This is a genomic window from Actinomadura sp. CNU-125 (assembly GCF_001942465.1).
In the GTDB taxonomy this organism is placed as follows: Bacteria; Actinomycetota; Actinomycetes; order Streptosporangiales; family Streptosporangiaceae; genus Spirillospora.
Window position 1 is genome coordinate 45,117 of sequence record NZ_MKJY01000592.1, and the last position, 22,215, is coordinate 67,331.

Consider the following 22,215-nt stretch of genomic DNA (forward strand, 5'->3'; position numbering starts at 1 on the left):
CGTTGGAGCCGCTGCGGCCGGAGGATCCGCGGACGATCGCGGACTTCCGCATCGAGGGGCTGCTCGGCGAGGGCGGCATGGGCCGCGTCTACCTGGGCCGTTCGCCCGGCGGACGGCGGGTCGCGGTGAAGGTCGTCCGCTCGGAGTACGCCGCGGACCCGTCCTTCCGCCACCGCTTCGCCCGCGAGATCGCGGCGATGCGGCGCGTCCCGGGCATCTTCACCGCCCCCGTGATGAGCGCCGACGCCGACGGCTCCCCGCCCTGGCTCGCCACCGCGTACGTCGCAGGCGCGTCGCTGCGGGACCGGGTGCGGGCGGACGGCCCGCTGCCCGCACCGGACCTGCTCGACGTGGCCGCCTCGCTGGCCGAAGCGCTGGCGGCGATCCACGCCGAGGGACTGGTCCACCGGGACCTCAAGCCGTCCAACGTGCTCCTGGCCGCGGACGGCCCCAAGGTGATCGACTTCGGGCTGGCCGTGACCCCCGACGCGACCCTGCTGACGGGGACGCACCCGATCGGCACGCCCGCGTACATGTCGCCGGAGCAGTGCCGGGGCGGCCGGGTGGAGCGGCCCAGCGACGTCTTCTCCTTCGGCGGCCTGCTGGTGTACGCGGCGACCGGCCGGGGCCCGTTCGGCGCGGGCGCCGCGCACGTGCTCGTCCACCGGATCCTGCAGGAGGAGCCGCGGCTGGGCGAGCTGGACGGGCCACTGCGGGAGATCGTCCGCGAGTGCCTGCGGCGCGATCCCGCGCTGCGGCCCACGGCCACCGGGTTGCTGACCGCGCTCACCGAGGCGAGCGCGACCGGTGAAACCGGTGCGACCGCTGGGACGGGTGCGGACCCTCACGACACTCGCGCGTACACCCACCCCTTCGGGACGCCGAAGCGCCGGGCGATCGGGATCGACCTGGGCACCCGCAAGTCGACGGTCTGCGTGCTGGAGGGCGGCGAACCGACCGTCATCGCGGACGCGCACGGGCTGCGCGGCACACCGTCCGTGGTCGCCGTCGCCCCGGACGGCACGCTGCTGGTGGGCCGCGCCGCCGAACAGCAGGCGATCCTGCATCCGGAACGGACCGTCCGATCGGTCGCCCGCGAGATGGGCAGCGCCCGGACGAGACGGATCGGCGGCGAAGACTTCGTCCCCCAGCAGATCGGCGCGTTCATCCTGCGGAAGCTCAGGAACGACGCCGAGGCCCACCTCGGGGAACCGGTCACCGACGTGGTCCTCACCGTCCCGGCCGCGCGTTCCGAGCGCGAACGCCGGGCCGTCACGGAGGCCGCGCGGATCGCGGGCCTGAACGTCCTGCGGGTGGTCTCCGCACCGTCCGCCGTCGCCCTCGGGCTCGCGCTCCGCCCGGACGACGCCACGGTCATGGTCTTCGACCTGGGCGGCGGCACGCTGGACGTGTCGCTGCAGCACGTCGGCGACGGCGTGGCCGAGATCCTCGCGACCTCCGGCGACGGCCGCCTCGGCGGCGACGACTGGGACGACCGGATCGTCGCCCGGCTGGTGGACGGGTTCGAGAAGGCCCACGGCGTGGATCTGGCGAAAGACCCCACCGCGTCCGCGCGGCTCCGCGAGGCCGCGGAGAAAGCGAAGATCGAGTTGTCCTCCGCGCCGGAGACCTGGATCGGCCTGCCCCACATCGCCCGCGCCGCGGGCCCGCTGCACCTCGAAGAGCGGCTCACCCGCGCCGAGTTCCAGCGGATGACCGCCGACCTGCTGGACCGTGCGGCGAAGCCGTTCCACCAGGTGCTGGCGGACGCCGGTCTGGCGGTGAGCGACGTCGACGAGGTCGTCCTCGTGGGCGGCTCGACGCGGATGCCGGCCGTCGCCGAGCTGATCAAGACCCTGACCGGGGGCGGGGAACCCGACCGGAGCGTCCACCCCGACGAGGGCGCGGCCGTCGGCGCGAGCCTGTACGCGGGCATCCTCACGGGTCAGGTCAAGGACCGCCTCATCTTGGACGTCGCCCCGTCGAGTCTCGGCATCGAGGGCGCGGACGGCACCCTCACGAAGATCGTCGAGCGGAACACCCACATCCCGACCAGGCGATCGGAGACCGTCGCGTCCCTGCCGTCCGGCGGGCCGCCCGGGACGGTGGAGGTGCGCGTCTACCAGGGCGAGGTCGAGACCGCCGCGTCCAACAGGCGGCTCGGCGCGCTCCGGCTCACCGGCCCGCCCGCCGACCCCCCGGACGCGCCGTGGCTCGAAGTCACCGTCGACGTCGACGCCAACGGCAACGTCCACGTCACGGCCGAGAACCTGGTCGCCGGCGAGCGGCGGTCGATGACCGCGACGTCCGACTCGGCCCTGCCCGAAGAAGACATCGCCCGCATGACCCGCGAGGCGGAGCGAATGCCGTACGCCTTCACGTCCGGCGAGGCGGGAGACCGGCGCTAGACACCGGCCGCCACCGGCGGGCCGTCGCGGTCGCGGGCCGCGTGCCGGGGCATGAACAGCGCGGGCACGATGATCAGCGCGGTGAGCGCGAAGGCGATCCAGAACGCGAAACCGAACGCGTCGGCCAGCGGCGGGCCGACCACCGGCATGGCGTCGGGCGGGATCGAGCCGATCTGGTCGGTACCGCCGCCGCCCCGGGGGCGGACGCCCCGGGCGGCGAGCCGGTCGGTGAACCGCCGCGTCAGCGCCGTCACCAGCAGGGCGCTGCCGAGTGACGCGCCGACCTGCTGCATCGCCGACAGCGTGGGCGCCGCCCGCGACACCACGTCCTTGCCGAGCGTGGTGTAGGAGGCGGCGATCGTCGGCATCATCACCGCCCCCAGGCCCATGCCGCGCACGAACAGGGCGCCGCTCAGCCAGGCGTAGGAGGTGTCGATGCCCACCTGGGTGAGGGGGAAGGTGCCGAGCAGCGCGAGCACGATCCCGACGGGCACGACGTAGCCAGCGCCGATCTTGTCGGTGAGCCGGCCTCCGATCACCATGGCGACGATGGCGCCCAGGCCCTGCGGCGCGAGCAGCAGCCCGGCGCTCAGCGCGCCCTCGCCGCGCGCCGTCTGGTAGTAGAGCGGGAGCAGCAGCATGCCGCCGAACAGCCCGATCGCGACGAGGAAGACCGCCACCGTCCCGAAGGCGAAGCGCCGGTTCGTGAGCAGGCGGACGTCGATGATCGACGCGGCTCCCTTGCCCAGGCTGTGCCAGGTGTACAGGGCGAGGCCGACCGCGCCGCCGAGGAGCCATCCGAGCACGCCCCACTCGCCGAACCCACCGTGCGAACTCGCCTCGGACAGCCCGTAGAGCAGGGCGGCGAGACTGCCGGAGAGCAGCATGAGTCCGCGCAGGTCGAGGTGGCCGGATCGGGGGAGGGCGCCCCCGGCGGGCAGTTTCCACACCGCGAGGGCGACGGCGAGGATGCCGACGGGGACGTTGACGATGAAGATCCAGTGCCAGCTGGTGTATTCGACGAGCAGGCCGCCGAGCACGGGACCGAGCACCGGTCCGAGGAGCATGGGGACGCCGAGGATGCTCATCGCGCGTCCCAGCCGGTCCGGCCCGGCGGCCCGGGTGATGATCGCCTGCCCGCCGGGCAGCAGCATTCCGCCGCCGAGGCCCTGCACCACGCGGAAGGCGATCAGGCTCTCGATCGACCAGGCGGCCGCGCACAGCGCGGAGCCGATCGCGAACAAGCTTACGGCGGTGATCCAGGTCGCCTTGGGGCCGAACCGGTCCATGGCCCAGCCGGTGACCGGGATGACCAGGGCGACCGCGAGCAGGTAGCCGGTCACCACCCACTGGATCGTCGACAGCGGCGCGTCGAGTTCGGTGCCCAGCGACTCCAGTGCCACGTTGACGATCGTGGTGTCGAGCACCACCATGATCATCCCGGCCACGATGACGAGCCCGGTGACGATGACGTCGCGGTCGAGCCCGCCGGACCGTTCGGCGGTGGGCGTTGCCATGTCGGCTCCGTTCGACCAGAGGATGCCGGGCGCCCGGGACCACCGGCCGAGGCCGACCGTGGACGCACGCCGGCGCCACAAGTCGTCGCGGACCTCGTCGCGGGCTCGGGATAGGTGATGTCTCCCATGACCAGGGAGAGATAAACGTGCCCCGACGGTGGCTCGCCGCGGTGATGAGGGGCGGAGGGTGCGCGTCTACGGGGTGGTCTTGCTGCGTTCGTAGTGGCGTGCGGCCTTGGCGCGGTTGCCGCAGACGGCCATGGAGCACCAGCGGCGGGTGCCGTTCTTCGTGGTGTCGTGGAAGTACAGGACGCAGTCGGGGTGCGCGCACGGTTTGATGCGGCCGGGGTCGTCGTTCAGGAGCCGCAGGTAGTCGGCGGCGGCGAGCCAGGACGGCAGCCAGGCGGGCTCGTCGGTCCGGGGGCGGTGCTCGGGGCCGCCGGGGCCGAGCCTCGGGTGCAGCGCGCCGTGCGCGAGGACCCGGTTGAGCGCCTCCGCCGCTTCGGGGGACGAACGCCGCTCCACCAGCGCGCGAAGGATGTCGCGGGTCTCCACGACGGCGTCGAGCATCGCCCGCCCGGCCGTCGCGCGGTCGTCCAGCCCGGTCGAGCGCAGCCAGACGTCCAGCCCGGCGGTGGTGTCGAGCAGATCGTGCCGGGCGCCGTTGACCACCCAGCGCGTATTGAGCAGATCGAGGCACAGCGGTTCGCCGACGAGCGGGCGCGGGTCCGCTGCGACCCGCGGCTGAGGACGGTGCTCCGACTCCACGGCCCGATTCTACCCGGCTATCGCAACTTAGCCGGTTGACGATCGCGACCTAACCCCTTATCTTTCGATAGCCGGTTAGGACGAGCCGGGCGGTATCGCCCGGATTAGCGAGGTATGTGCCATGGAGACGATCGCCATCAAGAACCTGCAGACCGGGCACGTGGGCTTGAACGTGACCGATGTCGATCGGTCGCTGCCCTTCTACGAGCGCGTCTTCGGGCTGGAGGTGCAGGCCGAGGGCAAGGAGGACGACCGCCGCTGGGCCTTCCTCGGACGGGACGGGCGCGTGGTGCTCACCCTGTGGCAGCAGAGCGACACCGCCTTCTCCGCCCGGACGGCGGGCCTGCACCACCTGTCGTTCCAGGTCGAGACGATCGAGGAGGTGAAGGCCGCCGAACGGGTGCTGCGCGACCTGGGCGCCGCGTTCGCGCACGACGGAGTCGTCCCGCACGGTGAGGGCGTCTCCTCCGGCGGGATCTTCTTCACCGACCCCGACGGCACCCGCCTGGAGATCTACGCGCCCGCCGGGGCCGACACCGCGCCCGCGCCGAGCGGAACCGCCCCGACCTGCGGATTCTTCTAACCGATCGTCGAAAGGAGGCCGCTGTGGCGGTCGACGTCTACCACGAGGGCGAACGGGCCGCCCAGCGGCGCGCCGGCCTGCGGGAGCAGGGCGGGTTCTCCGGCCGCGCCATCCGGGCGGAGATCCCCGAAGTGGCGCAGAAGTTCCTGCTCCAGCAGCCGATGGTCGTACTCGGCGCCGCCGACGGCGGGGGACGGATGTGGGCCACGCTGCTCACCGGACGGCCCGGCTTCCTGCGCGCCGACGACGCCCGCACCGTCCTGATCGACGCCCGCACGGGCCCGGACGACCCGCTGCACCGGGCGCTCGCCGAACCGGCCGCGGTCGGCCTGCTCGCCATCGAGCCGTCCCGCCACCGGCGGATGCGGATGAACGGACGCGCCGTCCCGACCCCGCACGGCCTGCGCGTCCGGCTCGATCAGGTGTACTCCAACTGCCCCAAGTACATCCAGAAGCGCCGACCGCACCGGGAGCCGGTCGCGCCCGGCCGACCGCGCCGGTCCCGCGCGCTGACCGGCGACCAGCAACGGTGGATCACCGGCGCCGACACCTTCTTCATCGCCACCTCCGATCGCGAAGGCGACGCCGACGCCTCCCACCGCGGCGGCGCCCCGGGCTTCGTGGAGGCGGTGACGCCGACCCTGCTGCGCTGGCCCGACTACGTCGGCAACGCCATGTTCAACACCCTGGGCAACCTGGAGGTCCAGCCCCGTGCCGGACTGCTGTTCCCCGACTGGCGCACCGGCGCCGTCCTGCAGCTCACCGGGACGGCGCGCACCGACTGGGAACCCGCGCACGCCGCCGCCGTGCCGGGCGCCGAACGGCTCGTCGAGTTCGCCGTCACCGACGTCGTCGAGACACCCGACGCCGTCCCGCTGCGGTGGAGCGAACCCGTCCCGTCCCGCTTCAACCCGCCCGTCCGCCCCTGACGAGCACGGCGTGCCGACCCCTACCCCGCTCGGACGCCGCCGCGGTGGTCGGCGGAGGCCATGCCGAGCCAGGTGTGGGGGTTGCCTTCCCAGCACCAGCCGAGTTTGGGGGCCTTCTGGCTGATCCAGATCGCCGGGACGCGGCGGTCACCGCAGCGTGAGCCGCCCAGGGAGAAGCATTTGTTCTTGACCAGGACCTCCGGGAACTGGGTGATCATCGCAACGCCCTCCTCGATGGTGAGAAGGGTCCGTCCCCTGGCGGAGATGGTGTCCATGGCGTCGTTGGGGACGGCGCCGCAGAACTCCTCGCCGCGTTCGATGTCGAACAGCAGGTAAGCCGGCCCGTCGGGGAGGTCGGTCTCCTCGGTGGCGACGAAACGTTCGAGGGATCCGGGTTCGAAGGAACGGTCGACGAAGCCGGGCTTGTCCTTCCCGTGCAGGGCGGTGCGCGGCATCGTCTGCTCGATCGGGACGACCTGGCGTTGGACCACGAGCAGGAAGGACAGCCGCCCGGCGCCGGGCTCGTGACCGAGGTTCCCGGCGTCCACGGCGACCGGCCGCAAGGGTGCGACGAGAGCGTGGAACCGCTCCGGGGTCATGTCGGCCATCGCCGGATATTCGTGTTCGACCAGGTTGTGGACCTGCCGGTCGAATTCCGTGCCCGCGTCGACGATCGTCTGTGGTGTCATGAGAGCCTTCCGTGCGATCCGGTGGTTCAGCGGCGGGCGATGCGGGCGAGGGCGCCGGTTTCCAGCGCCGCCCACAGGGCGCCGTCCGGGCCCGAGAGCGATGCCGTGGGGTTCCGAGCCGGGGGTGGGCAGGTAGTGCACCCGGATCACGCCGTCGGCGGTGATGGAGCCGACGCGGTTCCCGCCCCACTCGGTGAACCACAGCTCGCCATCGGGGCCCGGCGTGATGGCGTGCGGACGGGCGGCCCGGTCGGGCAGCGCGAACTCGGTCGCCCGTCCATCGGTGGTCATCCGCCCGATCTGCCCGGCGGCGATCTCGACGAAGTCCATGGTCCGCTCGGCCCACCGGCCGCCGAACATGGTGAACGGGAACGCCCTCCATCAGGGCACGGCTGGTGATCAACGCGACCTTGGGTGCCATGGGTCCGCAGGCATTGCCGCGACCGTGGCCGAGGCCGCCTGCTTCTACCCGTGGCCCAACCTGGTCTTCGTCCCCGTCCGTGACGCCCCGCCCTGCCGATGGGCTCTCGTCTGGCGCACCGCGAACGAAACCCTGCTCCTCCGAGCCTTCGCCCAGACCGTCCGCGACCTCGACGAAGCCAACGCGCAGGGGTGACCCAGAACCCGGACGGAACCGGCGGGGGACCCCGGCGGGATGTTTCTCGCCATCGAAGGCGTTCACGGGGATTCGCGGTGACCGTCGATCGCGCGGCGAACCCGCCGCCGCCGTTCCCGCCGGTCGCGCTGCCGGGCGGGGTCCGCGACCGGGGAGGCCAGCAGCAGCTCCTCGGTGAAGGCGTGGGCGGGTTCGGTCGTCACCTGCCGGCAGGTCCCGAACTCCAGTACCTTCCCCCGCCGCATGACGGCCACCCGGTGACTGAGGTGGCGCACCACCGCGATGTCGTGGGAGACGAACAGATAGGCGATGCCGGTCCGATGCTGGATGTCGAGGAGCAGCCGCAGGATCCGGTCCTGGGTGGACAGGTCCAGCGCCGAGACGGGCTCGTCGCAGATCACCAGCTCGGGGCCCGGGGCGAGGGCCCGCGCGATCGCCACCCGCTGCCGCTGCCCGCCGGAGAACTCGCGGGCGAACCGGCTCGCCGCGTCGCCGGGCAGGCCGACCCGGTCGAGCAGGTCGGCGACGCGGCGGTGCGCTTCGCGCCTGCCGGTGCCCGCCGCCACCAGCGGCTCGGTGAGGATGTCCGCCACGCTCATCGCCGGGTTCAGGGAGGTGTAGGGGTCCTGGAAGACGACCTGTATCCGTGCCGCCAGCGCGCGCCGCTGCGCCCGGGTGCACCGCTGGATCTCCCTGCCGTCGTAGCGGATGCGGCCGGACGCGACGGGCGCGAGGCCGAGGACGGCGCGGCCCACGGTGGTCTTGCCCGAGCCGGACTCGCCGACGAGCCCGACGGTCTCTCCCGCGCGGACGTCGAGCGTCACATGGTCGACGGCGGTGAACGGCGCGGCGCGGCGGCCGCGTCCGGGATAGCGCACCACCAGTTCGTCGGTCTCCAGCAGGCTCAACGGTCGACACCTCCGACATTCCGGTTCGACGTGCGCGGGGCCGGTTCGCCCCGCGCGCCGGGCCGTGCCGCCGGGACCGTCCCGGCGTCGTAGTCGGCCCGCACGCGGTCCTCGTCGGGCACGGCGGCGAGCAGCGCGCGGGAGTGCTCGTGCACCGGAGCCCGGAAGAAGACGTCCACCGGTGCCGTCTCGACCACGCGCCCGGCGCGCATGACGGCGACGTCGTCGCACATCTCGGCGACGACGCCGAGGTCGTGCGTCACCAGCAGGATCGACATGCCCGACTCCTCCTGGAGCCCGCGCAGCAGGTCGAGGATCTCGCTCTGCACCGTCACGTCCAGTGCGGTGGTGGGCTCGTCGGCGATGAGGATCTTCGGCTCGGTCGTGACGGCGCCGGCGATGAGCACGCGCTGGGCCGTCCCGCCCGAGATCTGGTGCGGATAGGACCGCAGCACCCGGTCCGGGTCCTCGATTCCCATCCGGGCGAGCGTCTCGGCGGCGCGGGCCCGCGCCGCGGCCCGTCCGAGCCCGCGGGCCCGGAGCGGCTCGATGAGCTGGAAGCCGATCGTGAACGCGGGGTCCAGGTTGCTCATCGGCTCCTGCGGCACGTAGGCGATCGCTTCGCGGACGAGCCGTTCGCGCGCGTCCGGCGGTAGCCGCAGGACGTCCGTGCCGTCCAGCCAGATCTCGCCCGACAGAAGCTCGGCCCGGCGCGGCAGCAGGTTCAGAAGCGCGAAGGCCGTCTGGGTCTTGCCGCAGCCGGACTCTCCCACGAGTCCGAGGGTGCTTCCCGCGCGCAGCCCGAGCGTCACGCCGCTGACCACCTCCGCGGGCTCGCCGGAGCCGTCCGGATAGCCGATGGTGAGGTCGCGCGCGGTGAGCGGCCCGTCCGGAGCGGGACGTTCCGCCGCGTGGGCGCCGGTAGGCCGGGCACGGCCGGAGTTCCGGGATCGGCGCCGCTTCGTCGTGCGCGTCGCGGCGTCCACACCTTGCAGGGCGTCCCGGATTCCGTTTCCGAGGAGGAAGAACGACATCGCGGTTGAGGCCATCGCCAGCCCCGGCCACACGAACAGCAGCCGGTCGGTGTCCAGTGCGTCGAACCCCTCGCCGATCATCCGTCCCCAGGTGACCGTGGCGGGGTCGCCCAGGCCGATGAAGTCGAGGCCGGTCTGCACGGTGATGGCGACGCCGGACATGATGCCGATCATCAGGACCACCGGGGCCCGGACCACGCGCAGGACGTGCCGGGCGATGATGCGCGCGTCGCCGACCCCGGAAACCTTGGCCGCGTCGATGTACAGCTCGCGCCGGACGGCGTGCACCTGTGCCCGGACGAGCCGGAAGATCGCCGGCGCCATCATGCAGCCCAGCGCGGTCATGCTGATCCACATCGAGGGGCCCGGGCCCGCGATGATGGCCATCAGCACCATCAGCGACGGCAGCGACATCGCCAGCCCGGCCACCCACTCGAACGCGATGTCGACCCGTCCGGCGTAGTAGCCGGCGACCAGCCCGGACGGCACCCCGAGCGCCACCGCGACGGTGAGCGCTATCGCGGCGCTCAGCATGGTCGGCTTCGTCGCCGCCACCAGCCGGACCAGGACGTCCCGCCCGCCGCTGTCGGTGCCCAGGAGATGCCCGGGAGTGCCCGGGGGAGCGTTGAGCTCGTGCAGGTTCGCCTCCGTCGGCGCGGCGGGGTCCACCCAGCCGATGACGAACGCGGCCGTCAGTGCGGCGAACATCAGGGCGAACAGGACGGAACCGGCCAGCGCGAGCGGATTGCGGACGACCGCGCGCAGGACCGGCGCCCGCCGGGGCGGTGCGGCGCTCACGTGGTACGCGCCTTGGGGACGAGCCACATCTGGGCCAGGTCGGTGAGCAGGTTGACCAGGATGACCATGCCGCTGGTCAGCAGGATGAGCATCATGATGACGGGACGGTCCCCGGCGAGCGTCGCCTCCACCGCCAGCGTGCCGAGCCCCTGGAGCGCGAAGACCTTCTCGACCATGAACGTGCCGCCGAGCATGGCGACGAAGGCCAGGGAGAGCGAGGTCAGCCACGGTGGCGCCGCGTTGCGCAGCGCGTGCCGCAGCAGCAGGGACCTGGACGAGACGCCGCGCGAGCGGAGCGTGCGGACGTAATCCGCGTCCAGCACGTCGATCAGCGCGCCGCGTCCCTGGAGCGCGGCCCCGGCGACGCTGCCGAGTGCGACGGCGGCGACCGGCAGCGTCATGGCGCCCAGCCAGCGTCCCGGCGAGTCGGTGAACGGCACATAGCCGAAGGCCGGGAAGATCCGGAACTCCACCGCGAAGACCGCGAGCAGCAGAAGCGCGATCAGGTATCCGGGAACCGCGTGGCCGATGAGCGACAGGCTCTGGACGGCGCGGTCGACCCCCGCCCGCCCGGTCGCCGCGAGCACGGCCAGCAGCAGGCTCAGGCCCACCACGACCAAGAGGCTCAGCCCCACCAGGGACAGTGTCACCGACAGCCGCTGCCCCAGCCCCTCGACGACGGGCCGGTCGCTCAGGTACGACCGGCCGAGGTCGCCTCGCAGCGCCTGCCCGGCCCATTCGGCGAACTGCGCCGGCAGCGGCCGGTCGACGCCGAGGTCGCGGTTCATCTCCGCGACGGCCGCGTCCGTCGCGGACGGCCCGAGGACGTTCCGTCCCGGGTCGGAGCCGCCGGCGCCGGTCAGGAAGAACGCCACCGTCGCCACCGCGGCCCACAGGACGACGGCCGAGCCGAGCCGCCTGATCAGGATCTTCGTCATCGTTCCTCCCCGGGACCCGCGGAGCGGTACGCGAACGTCGTCACCATCGGTTCACCCCTCGGACCGCTGGAAGCGGACCAGGTCGGGCGGGCTCCCCTGGCTCTGCCGTTCGATCCGCACCCCGGACCCGGACGCCCATGCCTGCACCGGCGCCATGATCGGCGCGTACCACGCGTTGGCGACCAGCCAGCGGTTCACCGCCTTGAAGGCCGCGTCCCGCGCCGGCCCCGGGTCGGCGTACCGCGCGGCGCGGACGAGCTCCGTCAGTTCCGGATCCGACGTTTGGAAGGGATTCCAGGCCGCCGAGCGGAGCACCGAGAGCTGGATGTCCTGCCAGGGCTTCTTCGACGGCATCGACGTGAAGAACATCGGGTACTCGCCGCTCTGCATGGCACCGAGCACTTCCTGGGGCGGGACCTTCTCCCACTTCACCTTGACGCCGATCGCGCCGAGCTGCTTTTCGACCGCCGTGTTCAGCGCGGGCGTCCCGGCGAACGAGGTGAGATCGGGCATGGTGACGGAGAAGCCGTCCGGATGGCCCGCCTCCGCCATCAGCTTCTTCGCCTTGGCCACGTCACGCGGGTACATGTCGTCGAGCGACTCGTCATAGGCGGTGGTGTCGCTCGCGAAGATCTGGGCCGTCTTCCGGGATCCGCCGGGGATGAGCGCATTGGCGAACAGGTCGCGGTCCAAGGCCAGGTTGATCGCCTGACGCACCTCCACCTGCCCAGCGGCGGCAGCGTCTTCCCCTCCCGGTCGGCGATGACCAGCCCCTTCCAGTCGGTGCTGGACTTCACGATCGACAGCCCTCGCGCTTCGGCCGCCTCGATCTGGGCCGGCCGAACCGCGGCGGCGTCGATCTGCCCGGCCTTCAGCCCGTTGAGGACGGTGTTCGGATCCGCGAGGGTGACGATCTCCAGGTCGTCGAAGGGGAAGTCCTTATTGCCCCAGTAGGACTTGTTCCGGGTGTAGGACACGGTCCCCTCCCGAGACCCGGCCGCGTCGTGAACGTACGGGCCGGATCCCACGGGCTTCTGCGCGACGGTCCCGGCTTCGAGGGCGCGCGGCGAGGCCATCGCCCCGAGGGCCGACGCGAGGTTCGCCAGCAGCGCCGGATCCGGCTCGGACAGGCGCAGCACCAGGCGGTGGGACGCAGCGACCCGCACCTCCTCGATGGAGGCGGCCGTGGCCTTGCCGGGGCCGTCGGTCGTGCGGAAGCGGTCGAGGTTGGCCTTGGCGGCCTCGGCGTCGAACGCGCTCCCGTCGCTGAAGGTCACGCCCCGGCGCAGGTCGAGCGTCAGCTCCGTCTGATCGTCGTTGTACTCGAAGGATGTGGCGAGGCCGGGCACCGGCCGCCGCCGCGCGTCGAGCCGCACCAGCGTGTCGTAGACGGCCTGCCAGTACAGCAGGCCGGAGCCGGTGTTGAGCCTCGTCGGATCGAAGGACGACATCCTGATCGGGAGGGCGACCGTCAGCGTGTCGTCCGCCTCCCCGCTCGTTCCCGAGGACTGCTGGCAACCCGCCAGCGTCGCCGCGCAGACCAGTGCGGCGCCCCCCGCGGCTAGGAATCTGAGATGGCGCAAGGGTTCACTCTCCTTGGCAGTTGACCGGCCCGGCCTTGGGCCGTGCCGAGGCGGCCGGGGACGCCTCGGCGGGACGCGTCAGCGGGGGCGGGCGCCGGTGATGGTGACGCGCTCCATGACCCGGGGGCGGGGGTAGTAGTCGCACAGCGCGTAGTGCTGGGTGACGCGGTTGTCCCAGAACGCGATGGAACCGGGCTCCCAGTGGAACCGGACCTGGTACTCGGGGTGCCTGGCCTGGTCGATGAGGAGGTCGAGCAGCTCCGCGCTTTCCGCCATGTCGACGCCGTCGATGCGGGCGGTGAACACCTGGTTGACGTAGATCAGCTTGCGGCCGGTCTCGGGAATCGTGCGGACGACCGGGTGCGCGACGGGCGGGTTCTTCTCGCGGGCCGCGGCGAGCTGCTCGTCGGTCATCAGCTTCCCGAAGCTCTGCGTGAAGTCGTGCGTGGCGGAGAGCCCGTCGATCCTGGCGCGGACGTCGCCGGGGAGGCCGTCGTAGGCCGCGGCCATGTCGGCCCACATGGTGTCGCCGCCGATGTCGGGCACCTCGACCGCGCGCAGGATGGAACCGAACGGCGGGGTCGCGCTGAACGAGGCGTCGCTGTGCCAGATGTTCTCCACCCCCGGCGCGTCGGCGTCGTGCGCGAGGCGGACGACCTCGGGGCTGCCCGCCTTGGGTAGGAACGGGTGGATCTGCGGCTCACCCCAGTGCCGTGCGAACGCGGCGTGCCGGTCGGCGGTCAGGTGCTGGTCCCGGAAGAACAGCACCTTGTACTCCAGCAGCGCCCGGCGCAGCTCGGCGAGCACCGCGTCGTCCAGGGGCTCGGACAGGTCGATGTCGGGGATCTCCGCGCCGAGGGTCGCGCTGTACTGGACGGGCGTCAGCCGCGTGTACGGCTCGCCGGTGCCCCCGGTGGTGAGCTCGCGGGCCGTCACCGCGGGCCGCGGCCCTCGGCGTCCGTCGTCTTCGGTGGTCCGGACCGATTTCAGGTCGATGGTGGTGTCGGGAGAGGTCATTCTGGTCGCCTCCTTGGCGAACGGGACGGGTGCCGCGCATGAGGGGTCGTCCGGCGGCGATGGGACGCGTCGCCGGTGGTGCCGTCCGGCCGGTTCAGGCGAACGGCCGGCCGGCCTCGGCGTAGGAGACCGCGGAGCGATAGATGTTGGTGGCCATCAGCCCCTCCTCGCCCTCGGCGCGCAGGGCGTAGAGCCGGGCGACCTCGGTACGGACGCGCTCGTCGCCGGGGGCGGCCTCCAGCGCGTAGTCCGCCAGGTGGCAGGCCAGCCGCAGGTCGCTCTCGGCGACCGATGTCGCGCGTTCCAGGACCGTGTGCGCGCCACCGGCGAGGTCGGCGACCTGCGCCGCGACGTCCGCGCGGGTCGCGGGCTTGAGTTCGCTGGGGCGGCCGCTCCACCAGCCCCCGTAGTAGCGGATGACGTTGCGGACGATGAACTCCGCCTCGTCGTAGACCGGCTGGAGCCACGGCGAGGCCGAGTGCGGCAGCTCGACCCGGCGGACCACGTCGACGTGCGGGGGCGAGCCGTCCTCCAGAACCTGCAGCGTGCGCTCGACGATCTGTTCGAGCAGCTCCGCGGTCTCCAGCAGCACCCGGCGCACCAGCCCGGGGTCGTCGACGATCGGACCGCCGTGCCCGGGGCACAGCGAACGGGCTCCGGTGGCGGCCATCGCGCGCAGGCCCCGCGCCCAGTCCCACGGGTAACGCTGCGCCTTCTGCGGGTTTCCCGCGTTGGGGACGCCCCAGATCATCAGGTCGCCGGTGCACAGCACGCCGCGGTCGGGAGAGAAAACCCAGGTGTGGTCGTCGGTTTCGCCCCTGCACGCGTGCAGCTCGAACCGCACGCCGCCGACCGTGATGTCCAGGGCGTCCTGGTAGTAGAGGGTGGGCGGATGCTCGGGGGCGCCGAACCGGAGCTCGGCGGTGCGGAAGTTCGGATCGTCCGGACGGCCGCCGAACTGCCGGCTGTTGACGACCGCGTTGTGCTCGGGGGTGCGCTCGTAGCGGGCGAAGCGCTCGGCCATCGCGGCCTGTCCGATGACGCGCGGGAGCGGCCGGCCCTCGTGCAGGAACGCGCCCAGGCCGAAGGCGTGGTCGACGTGGCCGTGGGTGTAGACGGCGGTGTGCACGGGCAGGTCGCTGCGGTCCCGGATCCGCTCGGCGATGTCGGGAGCGAACAGCCGGGTCCCGGAGTCGACGAGGACCAGCCCGTCGTCGGTGGCGAACGCGGTGACCCCCGACCCGATGGACGCGAACCAGGTGTCGGGTGCGACCTCGACGGGGCCGCCCGTCCAGAAGAACTTGGCCTCGCTCGGACTGCGCTCACCCGACCCCAGCCACTGCGCGCTCGGGTTCGGGTTCCCGGCGTCGTCTCGCTCGCCGTCTCGTTCCTCGTCGCTGAGTTCTTCGTTGCTCGGTTTCTCGTCGCACATCGGCGACCTCCTCGATGTCGGCGCCCATCGGACGCCGCCGATCACGAACAATCGTCATCATCCGCTTCCGAATGCTGCCGATTGAGATCGAATTTGGGCATGCGCAACCCACGGCTGCGCCGTCCTGTTGTTTTCTGTGAATTGTTCGCGCCAAAAGCGCGGGATGTTCCGGTGCGCTATCCCGGGCGACTCGACGACGGTGCCGTCAGCAGCCCGGTGGCCGCGTCGATCACGGCGGCCGTGACCTCCTCGGGGTCGCCGCCCTCCCCGTCCTGGTGGAGCTGTTCCAGTTCGGCGAGGCCCGAAAGGATGAGTTCGCTGACCCAGCGGATCCGCAGCCGCACCTGCACCGGGGGTAGGCGCGACGACAGCCGGTCGGCGAGCAGCCGGCCGGCGGCTACGGCCTCGTCCAGGCCGCCCGCCTCGGGAAGGGCGCCCGGCCGCCTGCCCAGGTACTCGAACAGCCGGTTCAGGAAACGGACGTAGTGACTGTCCGGCCGGACGGCCTGCTCGGCCAGCGGGCGGATCAGCGCCTCGACCACCGGACGGGTGTCGCTGTCGGCGCCGAGGGGTTCGAGCAGCTCGCGCCGCCGGGCGTCGATCACGTCCAGCCGGTGCCGGAAGATCGCCTTTATCAGCGACTCCCGGTCACCGAAATGATATTGCGCCGCATTCGCATTGCGCTGCTCGGCGGCGACACTGATCTGCCGCAACGAAGTACCGTCGATGCCCTGGGCCGCGAACAACCGTTCGGCGGCAAGCAAGATCAATGTCTGCGTCGTCACGAAGTACACGTTAAAACACGTGTATTAAAGTGTCAAGCATCGGCCCGGGCCGGACCCTATTCGTCCGCTTCCGGGAGCAGTACGCGGAAAGTGCAGCCCGCGCCGGGCGCGGCGTCCAGCTCCAGGCGGCCGCCGTGCGCGGTGACCAGAGCGTGTGCGATGGCCAGGCCGAGCCCGGATCCGCCGCCGGCGGTCCGGCTGCGGGAGCCGTCGACGCGGAAGAAGCGGTCGAAGACGCGGCGTCGCTGCTCGGCGGTGAGTCCGGGGCCCTGGTCGGCGACCTCCAGGACGGCGTGGCCGCCCACGGTGCCGACGCCGATGCGGATCGGCGCGTCCGCGGGGGTGTGGGTGACGGCGTTGCCCACCAGGTTGGTGACGACCTGGCGCAGCCTGGCCTCGTCGGCCAGTGCGGGGGCGCTGCCGGGACGGCCGCCGCCGGGGCCGGTGAGGGTGACCGCGCGTTCGGCGTCCAGGGCGCGGACGTCGCGCAGGGCGTCGGCGGCGAGCGTGCGCAGGTCCATCGGGGCCAGGGCGAGGCCGAAGCCCGGGCCCGCGCCGGACGGGTCCGCCGCCTCGTCCAGCCGGTCCAGCAGGAGCATGTCCTCCACCAGCCGTGCGAGGCGGGTGGACTCCGCGGCGATCCGGTCCATGGTCTGGTCGATGTCGGAAGTCGTTGGCAGCGCCCCCATCCGGTACAGGTCGGTGTGACCCTTGATCCCGGCGAGCGGGGTGCGCAGCTCGTGCCCGGCGTCGGCGAAGAACCGCCGCATCCGCGCCTCGGCCTCGGCGCGTCCCCGGAAGGCCGCGTCGATCTGGGCGAGCATCTGGTTCAGGCTCGCCGTCAGGCTGCCGACCTCGGTGCGCGGACCGGCGAGCTCGGGGACGCGGCGGGACAGGTCGCCCGCCGCGATCGCGGCCGCGGTCTCCTCGATGCGGGTGAGCGGCCGCAGCCCCGACCGCACCGCGATCCACCCGGCCGCCGTGAGCACGGCCAGCAGCACCAGACCCGCGGTGAGCGAGATCGCCCGGGTCTTGGCTACGGTCCGGTCCACCTCCTCCAGGGACATCGCGATGACGACGCTTCCCGCCGCGTCGTTCCCCCGCGCGGCGTTCCCCCGCGCGGCGTTCCCCCGCGCGGCGTCGTCCTGCGCCGACGCGCCGCCCGGAGCCCGGCCGAACGTCCCCCGACCCGGCCGGGCCAGCGCGATGACGCGCCAGGGGTGGTCCCCGTAGCGGGCCGGGACGGTGAACGGGCGCCCGCCGTGGGCCATGACGGCGGCCGTGTCGAGCGGCGGCAGGTCCGGCCCGCCCCCCGGCGGCGCGGTGCCGGTGTCGATGGCGCGGCGGACCGAACCGTCGGGCGCGAGGTAGGCGATGACCGTGTCGCCGAGCAGGCTCAGCGTCCGTTTCCCTTGCTGTCCTCCTGAACCGGACGGCTCGGGCGCGCGGGCGGCGATGTGCCCCGTCACCGCGAGCCGCTCGTCCACGCGGTCCTGCAGGTAGCCGTGCAGCGCCAGGCCGACGACCACGCCCGCGACCAGCAGTCCCACGGCGACGAGCGTGGCGGCCAGGCAGAGCAGCCGGGTGCGCAGGGACAGCCGCCGCAGCGGATGCCCGAGGCGGGGCCGTCTCATCGCCGGGGCCCGCGCAGGACGTACCCCACGCCGCGGACGGTGTGGACGAGCTTGGGCCCGCGCGTGTCGACCTTGCGTCGCAGGTAGCTGATGTAGGTGTCGACGATGCTCGGGTCGCCGCCGAAGTCGTGGTCCCACACGCTCAGCAGGATCCGGCTCTTGGACATCGTCCGTCCGGCGTTGGCCATCAGGAAGTGCAGCAGCCGGAACTCGGTCGGCGACAGGTGCACGGTGTCTCCGGCGCGGGCGACGTGGTGGCTCTCGGGCTCCAGCTCCAGATCGGCGACCACGAGCCGGGCGGGCGGCTCTCCCCTCGTGCGGCGCAGCACCGCGTGGATCCGGGCGATCAGCTCCTCCAGGTCGAACGGTTTGGTGACGTAGTCGTCGCCGCCGAGCCGCAGACCGTGAATCCGGTCGCGGTGATCCTCGCGGGCGGTGACGAACAGTACGGACACCTGGCCGACGCGTCCGTCCCGGTACGACCGCGGCTCGGCACGCAGCCGCCGGATCACCTCGAAGCCGTCCATGTCGGGCAGCATGACGTCCAGGAGGATCAGGTCCGGCGGGCTGCGGACGGCCAGTTCGAGCGCCTCCCGGCCGTTCTCCGCCGCGTCCACCTCGAAGCCGGCGTGGCGCAGCGCGGTGCGCAGCAGTTCCCGGACGGTCGGCTCGTCGTCCACGACGAGCAGATGGTCCTTGCGGTCCGCCGGGGCGGACGTGCCGGTCGATGACGTCATCGTGTGCCCTGCCGCCTTACCGAGTGAAGGATGGATCGTCACCGCGGAGCCTTGCCCCGCCTGCCGGAGCGCAGGGTCCGCAGGAAGCTGCCGGTACTGACCGCGAGCACCGCCACGACGGGCGAGGTGAGCGCGGAGAACCCCACCGCGCCGCCCAGGGCCGCGGTCGTCCCGCCCATCTCGCTGCCCATGACGCTGATGCCGATCCGTAGGGAAGCCCGCGACAGCAGACACACCACCAGCGCCAGCCCGCACATGATGCCGGCGGCACGCAGCCCCAGTTCCAGATGACGATTCAGGGAAGCGAACACGATCTCGGCCAGCGAGCGAGGCGGGGTACGGGCCCCCGCCAAGTACCCCACGAGCAGCAAGAATACCCCGAGGACCAGCAGGCCGATCAGCCAGAGCGGCACACCGCCGACCGGCCAGCCGGGCACGGACACCACCCGGTCTTCGGCCCCGCCGCCCGCCTGACCGCCCATACCGCCCATACCGCCCATACCGCCCAGCATCCCCATCATCCCCGCGCCGTTCCCCCGCTCCCGGCGGAGGGCCGCCTCCCACGGCTCGCCCGCACCGGACGTGAGCAGCACGCCCAGCAGGTTCGGCCCCGCGAGCAGCAGCCCGCCCGCCGCCCGGCCCGCCTGCTCCCGTCCCGCCACCGCCGCGCCCGCCGCCAGCAGGCCGATGACCAGCAAGAGGCAGCACAGGGCGGTGAACGCACCGGTCAGCGCCGAAACCACGGGATGCCAGCGCAGGCGTACCTCGCTCTCCTCGATCGCGCGCGGCAGCCTCGTCCGCCGGGCGGCCAGGCAGCCGACCGCGATCACGACGGCCGCCCACACCGCCGCCACCAGCGCGGTCGTCACGACGTCGGCGTGGAAACCGACCTCCGACAGCGCACCGCCTCCGCCCTGCCCGCCGAGCCCGCCGCCGAGGCCGCCGCCGAGCCCGCCGAGCCACCGCCGGGGCCGCCCTTGCCCAGCCGCTCGGTCATCGCGCGCGCAACCGGGCGTGCCGTGCGCGAAGGACGCCAGGACGGCGGCGGCGATGACGCAGCGCCCAGCGTCCCGGCGGCCCGCGCCGTCAACTGGCCCGCCGTCGACGGGCGCGGCGGCGCAGCGGCCGGAAGAACAGGGTCGCCAGCACGGCCGTTCCGACGAACGTCAGCATCAGCGGCACCGCGCTGATCCGCCCGCTCATACCGAGGCTCAAGCCGCCGAGCATTCCGCCGGCCTGCCCGCCGGACTCGCCGGACCCGCCGGTCAGGCTCACCCCGCCGCCGACGGCCATGCTCACCAGGGTGGGCACCAGCCGGGTGAGCGGCGCGACCGCCGCACCGCCCGCCACCGTGAGCGCCGCCGCGGCCGTGAGGGCCATCGCGATGAGCGCCCCGGCGGCGGCCAGGACGCCCTCGACGATGTGCCGCCACGTCGGGGCCGACGCTTCGGACGCCGACGGCGGTGCGGTTCGAGTGGAAATCATCGGGCTCCTTCGCCGGATCGCCGCTCCGCGGCCACGAGTTCCCCGCGGCCGTCCGGCGGCGCCTGCGGTCCCGCCGTGCCCCGGCCCTCCACGTCGAGGTTCGGGACGAGCCGGTCCAGCCACCGGGGCAGCCGCCACGCGCGATCGCCGAGCAGGGCCAGGACGGCGGGGACCAGCGTCATGCGCACCACGAAGGCGTCCAGCAGGACCGCGATCGCCAGCCCGAACCCGATCGTCTTGATCATCTGCTCGTCCGAGCCCAGGAACGCGCCGAACACCGAGATCATGATCAGGGCGGCGGCGGTGACGACCCGGGCGCCGTGCCGGAACCCGTCGACGACGGCCTCCCGCGCCGGTCGTCCGTGCACGTGCGCCTCGCGCATCCGGGTCACCAGGAAGACCTCGTAGTCCATGGCCAGCCCGAACACGACACCGACAAGGAAGATCGGCGTAATCGACATCACCGGGCCCGGCTCCGCCACGCCGAACAGGTCGCTCAGCCATCCCCACTGGAACACGGCGACCACGGCGCCGAGCGCGGCCGCGACCGACAGCAGGAATCCGAGCGCGGCCTTGAGCGGGACCAGCAACGACCGGAACACGGCGACCAGCAGCAGGAACGCCAGCCCCACCACCAGCGTGAGATAGGGCACCAGGGCGTCGGCGAGTTTCTGGGAGACGTCGACGTTCATCGCCGTCGACCCGGTGACGAGCACGCGGGCACGGCCCGCTCGTTCCAGTCCGGGCGCGCGCAGTGCATGCACCAGCTCGGCGGTCGCCGGGGTGCCGGGCGCCGAGTCCGGGATCACGGTCAGGACGGCGGTGTCCCCGCCCTCGCTCACCACCGGCTCGCGCACCGTCGCGACGTCCCGCATCTCGCCGATCCGCCCGGCCAGGCTTTCGGCGGTGCCCCGAGCGTCCCCGCCGTCCGGCCGGACGACCACGGTGAGCGGTCCGTTGAAGCCGGGACCGAAGCCCTCGGCCACCATGTCGTACGCACGCCGCTGGGTGGCGGACGCCGGTTTGCTCCCGTCGCCGGGCAGCCCGAGTTCCAGCGACGCCACCGGGATCGCCGACACTCCGAGCACCGCGACCCCCGCCAGCAGGAAGACCACCGGGCGGCGCACCACGAGTCGGGCCCATCGGACCCCCATGACGGGCCGGGACCGGGCCCGCGCGCCGCGGCGGGGCCCCGCCGGGCCGACCCGGCGGCCCGCGACGCCCAGCAGCGCCGGGACGAGCGTCACGGCGATCAGCACGGCGAGCGCCACCGTCCCGGCCGCGGCCAGACCCATCCCGGTGAGCACGGGGACGCCCACCACGCTCAGCCCGGCCAGCGCGATCACCACGGTCAGGCCGGCGAACACCACGGCCGACCCCGCCGTGCCCGCGGCGACCCCGGCCGCCTCCCGCCGGTCCCGTCCGGCGGCGAGCTCACTCCGGTAGCGCGAGACCACGAAGAGCGCGTAGTCGATGCCCACCGCGAGTCCGATCATCGTCGCCAGCGCCGACGTCGTCGTCCCCAGCCCGAGCGGGCCGGACAGCGCCTTGACGGCGCCGATCCCGAGCCCGACGCCCAGCAGCGCCGTGAGCAGCGGCAGCCCCGCCGCGACCAGCGAACCGAACGTGATCACCAGCACGACGGCCGCCACCAGCAGGCCCAGCGCCTCCGCGGAATGGCCGCCGCCGCGCTTGGCCACGGCGTCGCCCCCCACTTCGACCGCCAGCCCCGCCGAACGCGCGTCCCGGACGGTGTCCAGCAACGCGTCATGCGCGTCCGAGGACAGCTCGCTCCCGGGGACCTCGTACGAGACCTGGGCGTAGGCGGTCGTCCCGTCCGCGCTGACCGACGCGCTCCGGTACGGATCGGACACCCGTCCGACCTGCGGTCCCTCGCCCAGCTCGCCGAGGGTCGCCGCGACGGCGCGGCGGTTCGGCTCGTCCGTCACCTTGCCGTCCGTGGCCTTGAAGACCACCCGGGCGGTGGCGCCGTCGGCGTTCAGTTCGGGGAACTTCTGCGCCAGCAGTTCGTACGCGCGTTGTGCCTCTGTCCCCGGCATGGAGAAGTCGTTCGCGGGCGGGGCGGGACTCGAGGCGGCCAGCATGCCCACCACGACGAGCAGACCCGCCCACACCACCGCCACCGGCCAGCGCCTGCGGAAGCAGAAACGGCCCACCTGATACAGCAAAGTCGCCACAGGGATCGGCTCCAGATACATCGGCTCGGAAATCGCGACGCGGTCGCCCGAAGAACGAAGGCGTTCGGTCGCGGAAGGCGGCGCCCACCGGAAGCGGTGCGCCGCGACGTGGCCTCCGAGCGTGCCACCCGTTTCTGACCGTTCCCGGAGCGTTTC

General features: G+C 72.9%; 19 protein-coding genes and 1 pseudogene. 4 read left to right on the forward strand and 16 right to left on the reverse strand.

The features are described from left to right. Positions 1–2 precede the first annotated feature (2 nt). Entirely contained in the window at positions 3–2,408 is a 2,406-nt protein-coding gene (locus tag BJF79_RS47990; protein ID WP_075907255.1) for an Hsp70 family protein, read from the forward strand. Here BJF79_RS47990 and BJF79_RS47995 read toward each other — a convergent pair. Together BJF79_RS47995 and BJF79_RS48000 are read right to left on the reverse strand one after the other, a co-directional pair. Then, positions 2,405–3,925 carry an MDR family MFS transporter gene (locus BJF79_RS47995; protein ID WP_075907286.1) on the reverse strand — a complete coding sequence of 507 codons (1,521 nt, stop codon included), beginning with the start codon at positions 3,923–3,925 and terminating at the stop codon, positions 2,405–2,407. The genes BJF79_RS47990 and BJF79_RS47995 overlap by 4 nt on opposite strands. A 195-nt stretch (positions 3,926–4,120) precedes the next feature. After that, entirely contained in the window at positions 4,121–4,693 is a 573-nt protein-coding gene (locus BJF79_RS48000; protein WP_075907256.1) for a CGNR zinc finger domain-containing protein, read from the reverse strand. A 121-nt stretch (positions 4,694–4,814) separates the two neighbouring features. Here BJF79_RS48000 and BJF79_RS48005 point away from each other — a divergent pair, with 121 nt between their 5' ends. Together BJF79_RS48005 and BJF79_RS48010 are read left to right on the forward strand one after the other, a co-directional pair. Further along, the gene (locus BJF79_RS48005; protein ID WP_075907257.1) at positions 4,815–5,276 is read left to right on the forward strand and encodes a VOC family protein; all 462 of its coding nucleotides are present in this window, start codon (positions 4,815–4,817) and stop codon (positions 5,274–5,276) included. A gap of 23 nt (positions 5,277–5,299) precedes the next feature. After that, a complete protein-coding gene (locus tag BJF79_RS48010) occupies positions 5,300–6,205 on the forward strand; it encodes a pyridoxamine 5'-phosphate oxidase family protein (protein ID WP_075907258.1) in 906 nt (301 codons plus the stop codon). 20 nt (positions 6,206–6,225) lie between these two features. Here the strand turns inward: BJF79_RS48010 and BJF79_RS48015 are convergent, their stop codons facing one another. After that, on the reverse strand, positions 6,226–7,224 hold the full coding sequence (locus BJF79_RS48015; protein ID WP_262403643.1) for a DUF5701 family protein: 999 nt from the start codon (positions 7,222–7,224) through the stop codon (positions 6,226–6,228). A gap of 115 nt (positions 7,225–7,339) precedes the next feature. Here BJF79_RS48015 and BJF79_RS54900 point away from each other — a divergent pair, with 115 nt between their 5' ends. Further along, positions 7,340–7,510 carry a hypothetical protein gene (locus BJF79_RS54900; RefSeq protein ID WP_262403644.1) on the forward strand — a complete coding sequence of 57 codons (171 nt, stop codon included), beginning with the start codon at positions 7,340–7,342 and terminating at the stop codon, positions 7,508–7,510. Positions 7,511–7,572: 62 nt separating this feature from the next. Here the strand turns inward: BJF79_RS54900 and BJF79_RS48020 are convergent, their stop codons facing one another. From BJF79_RS48020 to BJF79_RS48080, 13 genes and pseudogenes are all read right to left on the reverse strand, one after another. Further along, positions 7,573–8,418 carry an ABC transporter ATP-binding protein gene (locus tag BJF79_RS48020; RefSeq protein WP_075907259.1) on the reverse strand — a complete coding sequence of 282 codons (846 nt, stop codon included), beginning with the start codon at positions 8,416–8,418 and terminating at the stop codon, positions 7,573–7,575. Then, positions 8,415–10,250 (reverse strand): dipeptide/oligopeptide/nickel ABC transporter permease/ATP-binding protein, encoded by a 1,836-nt coding sequence (locus BJF79_RS48025; protein ID WP_083734794.1) that lies wholly within the window; start codon positions 10,248–10,250, stop codon positions 8,415–8,417. Before BJF79_RS48025 ends, BJF79_RS48020 begins: the two co-directional genes overlap by 4 nt. After that, a complete protein-coding gene (locus tag BJF79_RS48030) occupies positions 10,247–11,188 on the reverse strand; it encodes an ABC transporter permease (RefSeq protein ID WP_075907261.1) in 942 nt (313 codons plus the stop codon). The genes BJF79_RS48025 and BJF79_RS48030 overlap by 4 nt, the downstream gene beginning before the upstream one ends. 51 nt (positions 11,189–11,239) lie before the next feature. Further along, positions 11,240–11,911: an ABC transporter substrate-binding protein gene (locus tag BJF79_RS48035; protein ID WP_075907262.1), complete on the reverse strand. Its 672-nt coding sequence runs from the start codon at positions 11,909–11,911 to the stop codon at positions 11,240–11,242. Between the two features lie 95 nt (positions 11,912–12,006). Further along, positions 12,007–12,639, reverse strand: a pseudogene (locus tag BJF79_RS64855) (ABC transporter substrate-binding protein); the annotation flags it as partial. Positions 12,640–12,849: 210 nt separating this feature from the next. Next, entirely contained in the window at positions 12,850–13,788 is a 939-nt protein-coding gene (locus BJF79_RS48045; RefSeq protein WP_083734796.1) for a TauD/TfdA dioxygenase family protein, read from the reverse strand. 94 nt (positions 13,789–13,882) lie between these two features. Further along, entirely contained in the window at positions 13,883–15,220 is a 1,338-nt protein-coding gene (locus tag BJF79_RS48050; RefSeq protein ID WP_083734797.1) for an alkyl sulfatase dimerization domain-containing protein, read from the reverse strand. A 176-nt stretch (positions 15,221–15,396) separates the two neighbouring features. After that, positions 15,397–16,005 (reverse strand): TetR/AcrR family transcriptional regulator, encoded by a 609-nt coding sequence (locus tag BJF79_RS48055; protein WP_158079526.1) that lies wholly within the window; start codon positions 16,003–16,005, stop codon positions 15,397–15,399. 56 nt (positions 16,006–16,061) lie between these two features. Then, positions 16,062–17,639 (reverse strand): sensor histidine kinase, encoded by a 1,578-nt coding sequence (locus tag BJF79_RS48060; protein WP_075907265.1) that lies wholly within the window; start codon positions 17,637–17,639, stop codon positions 16,062–16,064. Continuing rightward, positions 17,636–18,376, reverse strand: a complete 741-nt coding sequence (locus BJF79_RS48065; protein ID WP_075907266.1) for a response regulator transcription factor — start codon at positions 18,374–18,376, stop codon at positions 17,636–17,638. The genes BJF79_RS48060 and BJF79_RS48065 overlap by 4 nt, the downstream gene beginning before the upstream one ends. Before the next feature lie 38 nt (positions 18,377–18,414). Continuing rightward, a complete protein-coding gene (locus BJF79_RS48070) occupies positions 18,415–19,428 on the reverse strand; it encodes a streptophobe family protein (RefSeq protein WP_262403653.1) in 1,014 nt (337 codons plus the stop codon). A gap of 34 nt (positions 19,429–19,462) precedes the next feature. After that, positions 19,463–19,861 carry a streptophobe family protein gene (locus BJF79_RS48075; RefSeq protein WP_075907268.1) on the reverse strand — a complete coding sequence of 133 codons (399 nt, stop codon included), beginning with the start codon at positions 19,859–19,861 and terminating at the stop codon, positions 19,463–19,465. Beyond that, entirely contained in the window at positions 19,858–22,059 is a 2,202-nt protein-coding gene (locus tag BJF79_RS48080) for an MMPL family transporter (RefSeq protein ID WP_075907269.1), read from the reverse strand. Before BJF79_RS48080 ends, BJF79_RS48075 begins: the two co-directional genes overlap by 4 nt. Between the last annotated feature and the right edge of the window lie 156 nt (positions 22,060–22,215).